The sequence below is a fragment of the Paenibacillus sp. 01T422 genome (assembly GCF_056398785.1).
Window position 1 is genome coordinate 1 of record NZ_JBFTQB010000620.1, and the last position, 6,589, is coordinate 6,589.

The 6,589-nt window shown below is 45.8% G+C and carries 6 protein-coding genes; all 6 read right to left on the reverse strand.

Features of this window, described 5'->3' with window-relative positions:
- Positions 1 to 940, reverse strand: a 940-nt coding sequence (locus tag AC1DUA_RS27435) for a helix-turn-helix domain-containing protein (protein ID WP_477502784.1), incomplete at its 3' end; no start/stop codon positions are given.
- Positions 941 to 1,437: 497 nt separating this feature from the next.
- Positions 1,438 to 2,250, reverse strand: coding sequence for an adenosylmethionine decarboxylase (gene speD, locus AC1DUA_RS27440; RefSeq protein WP_477502785.1), 813 nt, complete (start codon positions 2,248 to 2,250; stop codon positions 1,438 to 1,440).
- A gap of 144 nt (positions 2,251 to 2,394) precedes the next feature.
- A complete protein-coding gene (locus AC1DUA_RS27445) occupies positions 2,395 to 3,969 on the reverse strand; it encodes an immunoglobulin-like domain-containing protein (RefSeq protein ID WP_477502786.1) in 1,575 nt (524 codons plus the stop codon).
- Entirely contained in the window at positions 3,932 to 4,891 is a 960-nt protein-coding gene (locus AC1DUA_RS27450; RefSeq protein WP_477502787.1) for an immunoglobulin-like domain-containing protein, read from the reverse strand. The genes AC1DUA_RS27445 and AC1DUA_RS27450 overlap by 38 nt, the downstream gene beginning before the upstream one ends.
- 19 nt (positions 4,892 to 4,910) lie before the next feature.
- The gene (locus AC1DUA_RS27455) at positions 4,911 to 5,369 is read right to left on the reverse strand and encodes a discoidin domain-containing protein (RefSeq protein ID WP_477502788.1); all 459 of its coding nucleotides are present in this window, start codon (positions 5,367 to 5,369) and stop codon (positions 4,911 to 4,913) included.
- The coding region (locus tag AC1DUA_RS27460) for a glycoside hydrolase domain-containing protein (RefSeq protein WP_477502789.1) at positions 5,366 to 6,589 on the reverse strand (1,224 nt) is incomplete at its 5' end. The genes AC1DUA_RS27460 and AC1DUA_RS27455, both read right to left, overlap by 4 nt.

Genomic DNA, 6,589 nt, shown 5'->3' on the forward strand with positions numbered 1-6,589 from the left:
TCTCTGCCGTATTCACGAATTCACTGCTATCCGAGATGGTAACAGCAGGCTCCAATTCAAGCAGCAGCAGATGGCTGGCATAGGGGGTAAGCAAGACAGCTACACGCTGAAAAGCCCCTTGGGCATAACCCGAAGGCGACGCTCCGGTCTGTTGCTTGAATCGACGACTGAGATAAAATTCATCCTTATATCCGACTTTCATAGCAATCTCCCTAAGCGTACTAGAGCCGTTAATTAGCAGCTCTTTGGCTCGGTGAACGCGTAGTCTCGACAAGTATTCGTTAGGAGAGAAGCCCGTATGCTGCTTAAACAAAATCGAATAGTGAGACCGGCTTACCCCAGCAATGGCCGCCAACTGCTCACGCGTTATTTTTTCGTTATAATGGTTCTCCAAATAAGCAATACTTCGTTCCATTGTCGGCTGTTCGCTCGCAGCAAGCTTGGCAGCCTGATGTTCTAGCAACTGAAGCATGATTTGGTGAAATATAATTTGATTCTGTACATGGCGGGTTTCACTTATGGGTAATCGATGAATATACAGTTCCTCCATACTGGAGACGATCCCAGGTTCATAGGGGAAAAATTGAATATTCGTATTCGTGGTCACTTCGCTTTTTCGCATCATTGCGCCTGTATGTAGAGGCCTCGCTTGCTCTTGGGTAGTGATCAAGAGCTTAAAAGCATGCAGCGGGAAAGAAGGATTCGCAATAAGGGAAGCCTCGCTATGCGCTGGTAGGAGGATGACGCTCCCTTCGGTAAGTTCGTAAGTTTGATCACTTACTCTCAGGGAACCTGTGCCACCAGCAATCGCAATCAATACGGTTAAATTCTCATGGATTTTATACTGCGGTATGTTCGAAGTGCTGTACAGCGAATGAATGCTGTCAGCCGTATATATAGGAAAGTGAGACTCCGCCCACTCCGAGATCACGTTATTCACCTTTAAATCCTCCATTACTCTATTAAAATGAGGGACGTTTGGCGTTCCTCAGCAGCGTATTACGCTATATTATCTCGATTATGCGGCATAAAAACAATACCAAAGAGGCCATGCATGGGATTTTTCGCTCCGGCAGCAGTTAAATTAGGCAATCGCTGGAGCATTGAAAAAACTATTGCCTATTGTCTCCTACTCATAGGCCTTGCTACTGCTTCGAGATACTTTGTTAATTCTGAATGGTTGATGCTTGTGACAGCCTTCCTAGCCGGTATCGGTATTGCAATAATTGGACCTTTGTTGTAGGCTTTATCCATGATCATGCCGGCAGTTTTCCTCCTGCCCCTATTGGCATGTCGATCTTGGTAGCAATAATGATACTAATTCAGGTTAAAATCGGAAATAAACAGTCGAAACTTATTCAACCCGACTAATTGGATAAAGAAAAATAACCGCTCCTATCGGGATATCCCCCTATGAGCGGTTTTTTGTAACTTTTATCAAGTAAAGACCATATTTTTACCGTAAAAAATCTCGTCCATCTCCCACTTCACGCTCTTCTCAATTTCCAGTTGCTCTTCCTTACTCAGTGAATCCTTGGTGTAGCCGAACAAATAGTTGTTCAAATCAAACTCACGAAGCTTACATTTTGTATGGAAAATATTTTCCTGATACACGTTCACATCGATCATTTGGTACATCTCTTGGATTTCACTAGGAATATAGTTCTGGATGGAGCTGATTTCATGGTCGATGAATAACTTGTGTCCAACGATATCGCGAGTGAAACCTCTTACTCGGTAATCCATAGTCATAATATCGGTGTCGAAGGATCGAATGAGGTAGTTAAGTGCCTTAAGCGGCGATATTTCTCCGCAAGTGGATACGTCAATGTCAGCCCGGAATGTGCTGATCCCCTCGTCTGGGTGATACTCCGGATACGTATGTACGGTAATGTGACTGGTATTCAGATGCGCGACAACGGCTTCCGGAAGCGGTCCGGGCGATTCCTCGAAAGATTCATTCGGTTCTTTCTCAATCGGGCCTTCCGACACCAACATCGTTACACTGGATCCCTGCGGATCATAATCCTGCTTGGAAATGTTCAGTACATGAGCGCCGATAATGTCGGCAACGGACTTTAATATTGCGGTCAAACGGTCTGCATTGTACTGCTGGTCTATATAWGCGATATAAGCTTCACGCTCTTCCTTGGTCTTCGTAAAGCAAATATCGTACATATTAAAACTTAGCGATTTGGTCAAATTATTAAAACCATGCAAGGTAATCCGCTGCTCTGATGTTAATTTCACCTATACTCCCCCTTCTAATGATGTTTTTGAGCTGGTATTTTATAAAGCTAAGCTTAGGATGTGATCACTGGGCAGCTTCTATTCCATTTTTAGACATATAAAAAAAGAGATGATGTCACGAAGACACCACCTCTGGCTTACCTGCTAGCCTATAATCAATTTTGCTACAATCGCCATGTCCGCAATATCAATTTTCCCATCATTCGTGAGATCTGCTTTCTTATACAGCTGCCAATTCGGATCATCGGACGTTTTACCATAGTAGGCTGCCATCATTGCCAAATCACCAATACTGTAGGTATTATCCCCGTTCAAATCACCTGGTGTTTGAGTATTTATGGAGGCCAGGAATAATTGGATCGCCGCATTCAACTCCGCTGAGGCTTGATCCACTTGGCTTTGACTTGCTGCTGCGTTATCTGCTACAGCTTTTGCATGAACAATTGCAGCTTGTAAAACAGCTTTCGATCCAACCGGATACTGCCCGACACTTGTGCCTTCTACCGCGGCATCATGCGTTGCTTGCGCTTGCGTTATAAGTCCATTTAGCACAGCTTTATCAACTGTGTTTATTTGAATTGGATGTACAACGCCAGCTACACTAACTTCGACACCCTCACCGTCTGAAATAATGACACTAGTCAGCGATATAGCTGTGGATACAGATAACGAGGTAGGTTTGGCTCTCCATTGCAGATTAATCAAACCGTTCACAAGCGGATCTTTATCTGTTCCTATTTTTGCTGCAAGGACACGGACCTGACCTAACGTTTCCTTCTTATCCAAGAAGAGAGAATCTTTGTTTCGCGGTTTTGCGGAGATAAACTCCACAGCTGCAGCGTCATACGTGAAGATCAAGTCATGCGCATAGACATTATGGCTCACGCTGCTCAAATCGTAAGTAAGATCAAAAAGTTCACCAGCGTTGACTTGATCAACACCGAATAAATAGGCTATGTTCCCGACTGGAGCTTCTTTTGTTTTAAAATCAATCGTATACGTTCTCTGGGTGGAACGATCTTCAGCCGTCACTACGATGACCGATTGGCCTGGCAATTTGTCAGCCTGAGTCACTACCATCGTTGCGTTCGGATCAACAGCCGTGGCTGCAACCGTCGGTATTTGAACTTCGCTTACCGGCAATTCCACCGTGTATGCCGCAGTGTCTCGGTCAAAACCGGAAATCGGCTCGCCATTAATGGTGATGCTGCTTAAGGCCGCATCGTCATTTAATGGTGTTTCGACGTCACCAAGCGCAGTGACCGTGATGTTAAAGGTCTTCGTGATGCTTGAAGCACCCGAGCTAATCCTAGCCGTTAACACGGCTGTTACATTCGGATCACCATAACAAGGCCGCATGATATGACCATGGAAATCAATCACTCCGGGATCTGAGCTTGACCACGTAATGACCACTTCAGGCATGCCAGCTATACGGCTCGGCAATAGTAAATCATTCACAACTGATTTCGTATTCCCCAAATCAAGCGCAGATGCAGCCGATATCACGCTTTCCTCATCTGCACGCATTGCCTTAACCGTTAAGGTGAATGCCTTCGTTTCATTTGCTTCACCCTTGGTCAAAGTAGCTGTCAGCGTAATCTCTGCATCTGGCTGCCCGACTCCGGGTCGATGAACTTGCCCTGTTTCACTAAGTGCAGCAGGGTTTGAGCTTACCCAGTCAATCTTGGAACAAAACCTTCGTAGCGATCGAATCACCCTTTATGAGGGTAGCTGTCAGTGTCAACTCCGCACTCGGCTCGCCTTGAATGGGTCTGGCTACAATATGCCCCGTACTGTTCATGACAAGCGGATTCGAGCTCTCCCATGTGATCCTTGATTGCTGTTCGCCTGCCATAGGCAAATTCAAGTCATGTGAAACGCCGGAAGTATCCCCTAAGCTAAGTGCGGCTTTCGCGGCATTAAGAGCGATGGTATCCTTTTCTCCAACCGTCGAATCGTGTTCAATGGTGATATCATCGACGGAACCGCGAAAAAATCCTTGCACGGTGCCGCTGGAATCAAATCCGAACAAAATTTTATCAATGACTTTCCCAGTCGCAACTTCTCCTAAGTTAGTCGTGATTAAATTCCATTGATCTTCGAGGACATAACCTCCTTTCCCTTGTGCATTTGGATGAAGAACAACCCCATTCTGATCTTTGGCACCCAAATTATGCAGATAAGTGCCATCCGTAAACAAAATATCAAGTGCCACATACTTGCTTGTTGTTCTAGTCAACGTCGATAGAACATCGGATTCTTTCTCGGGAAATACCCAGTAAGACAAGCTAGTTGAAGCCTTAACGGGAATCTCGGTATCAAATATTTGGTTGTAGGCATAGGATTGATTAGCATCTAAAGCATTGCCAGAAAATTGGAGCGCAGCCGCGCCATTGTGCGCCCCAGTTCCTTTTTTGGATTCCATGCCGCCGATCCCACAGCAAAATTCACCCACATTCTTCGTCAATGATAATATCCTGTACGTGTTAGCTGGACCCGTCGTATCCGTCGGAGCGATATCCCCCGCTTCAAAACCTGAATCGAAATCAATCCCCGCTTCATATTGATAATCAGCCTCTCTCATCGCCAGTACATTCACAGGAAACTGCTTCGTTTGCGACGCAGAACCTTTCTTCACCGTTGCAGTCAGGGTAAGCTTAGGCGTACTCTTTCACTTTGTCTCCTGCAATCGTATATTCTTTCGTTTGAAAACGTGCGCTGAAAGATTGATTGCTTTGCTCATCCAGCACGCTCCAGTTCATGCCATCATTCGAGCCTTCGATTCGCCAGTTTTTCGGGTCCCTTGTCGGCGCATCGTTGGCAGACACCATCGCATACTTTTTCACCGCTTGCGTATCCCCATAATTGAACTGAACTTGCACCCAAACATTCGTTGTTTGCGCTCCCAGCCACTTCGTGTTGACATTATTATCGAATAATTTCACAGCGGTTTCACTAGGCTGGTTCTCTTTGCTAAACTTAACGGTCATATTGCCCGCGAGAGCGACATTGATCAAATCCCCAGGAGCCGCTTGAACGCTTAGTATCGGAAGCAGACAGGCCATTAATAGGCTGCAAATCAGAACATGCCAAATACTTAAAAGTCGTTTCGTCATCTTCCAGAAACCCCCTTGTACCTGGCGTTTGATTGTGGCATCTGGACAAGCTTCCACGGCTGTGCCACGCTGCTAAATCCAGCTGTAGCTTCGGTAGCCGCAACTTTTGTATTCAACACGGATGCTAATGACTGTATACCGTCCGAATGGTTCACATCTGGCGCCTTTTGAGCGCTATCATGCATTGGTGTGTAATTTGTACAAGCAATTGCGACTTGAGAAGCGAATTCTCCCTTGGAAGGTGGTGCCAGCGGATCTGGAGGATTCGTTGCCCAGCTTGTATTAGGTGTTGTACTGAGCGTAAAGTCAAGGATAGCCCCATCCTTAATGTAATCGTAAGGCAGCCAAGTACTGTCATAGTTATGACCATTCAGCTTTAAGTTCTGGATATATTTCGCTTCTTCCGATGCCTGATTACCGATAAGCCTGATTTGTTTACAATCGCTTAAATGAATAATCGTTTCCTCGAACAGAGGAGCATGCATCGAAAAGCCGCCGATCCCTGGAATCGAAGGGTACAAACCTAGTGCGGCCAAAACGAACCACGCAGATCCCGCTCCCAAATCATTGTTGCCGATCAGACCAGCAGGCCCATCATGGAACAGTTCAAACATGCCCTTGCGCACAATTTCCTGGGTTTTCCAAGGTTGTCCGGCAAAGTTGTAAGCCCATGGAATACCATAACTTGGTTGATTGCCCAAAAAAGAATACGGCTCAGTCGAGCCTGCGTTCAATTTCTGGAAGAAGAAATCGAGTCTTGTTCTTGCTGCTTCCAAACCGCCCATTTTCTCGAATAATCCCTTATAGTCAAAAGGAAGCACCCACGTGTACTGAGCTGAGTTTGCTTCTTGGAAGCCGTGCTCGCTAGCCGGATCAAAGCTGCTCTCGAAATTCCCGTTCGCCAGTCGCGGTTGAATATAGCCATCTTTGAACGAAAGCTTCCAACTCTGTGAGCGGTTCAAATACGTACTATATTTCCCCTCATCGCCTAGCGCTTTGGCAAACTGAGCGATCGCGAAGTCCGCATTGTTATATTCCGGGATATACCCGGTCACCCAGCCGCCTCTTTCAATCGGAATGTAACCCAGCTGTAGATAGTCGGCCAGATTAAACCGTCCGTTCAAACTTGATGGGGTTGATGCATGAAAATCCATTACTTTCAAAGCTTCTTGCAAATCAAAATTTCGTGCGCCAAATGCGTACATATTGGAGATCGTAAT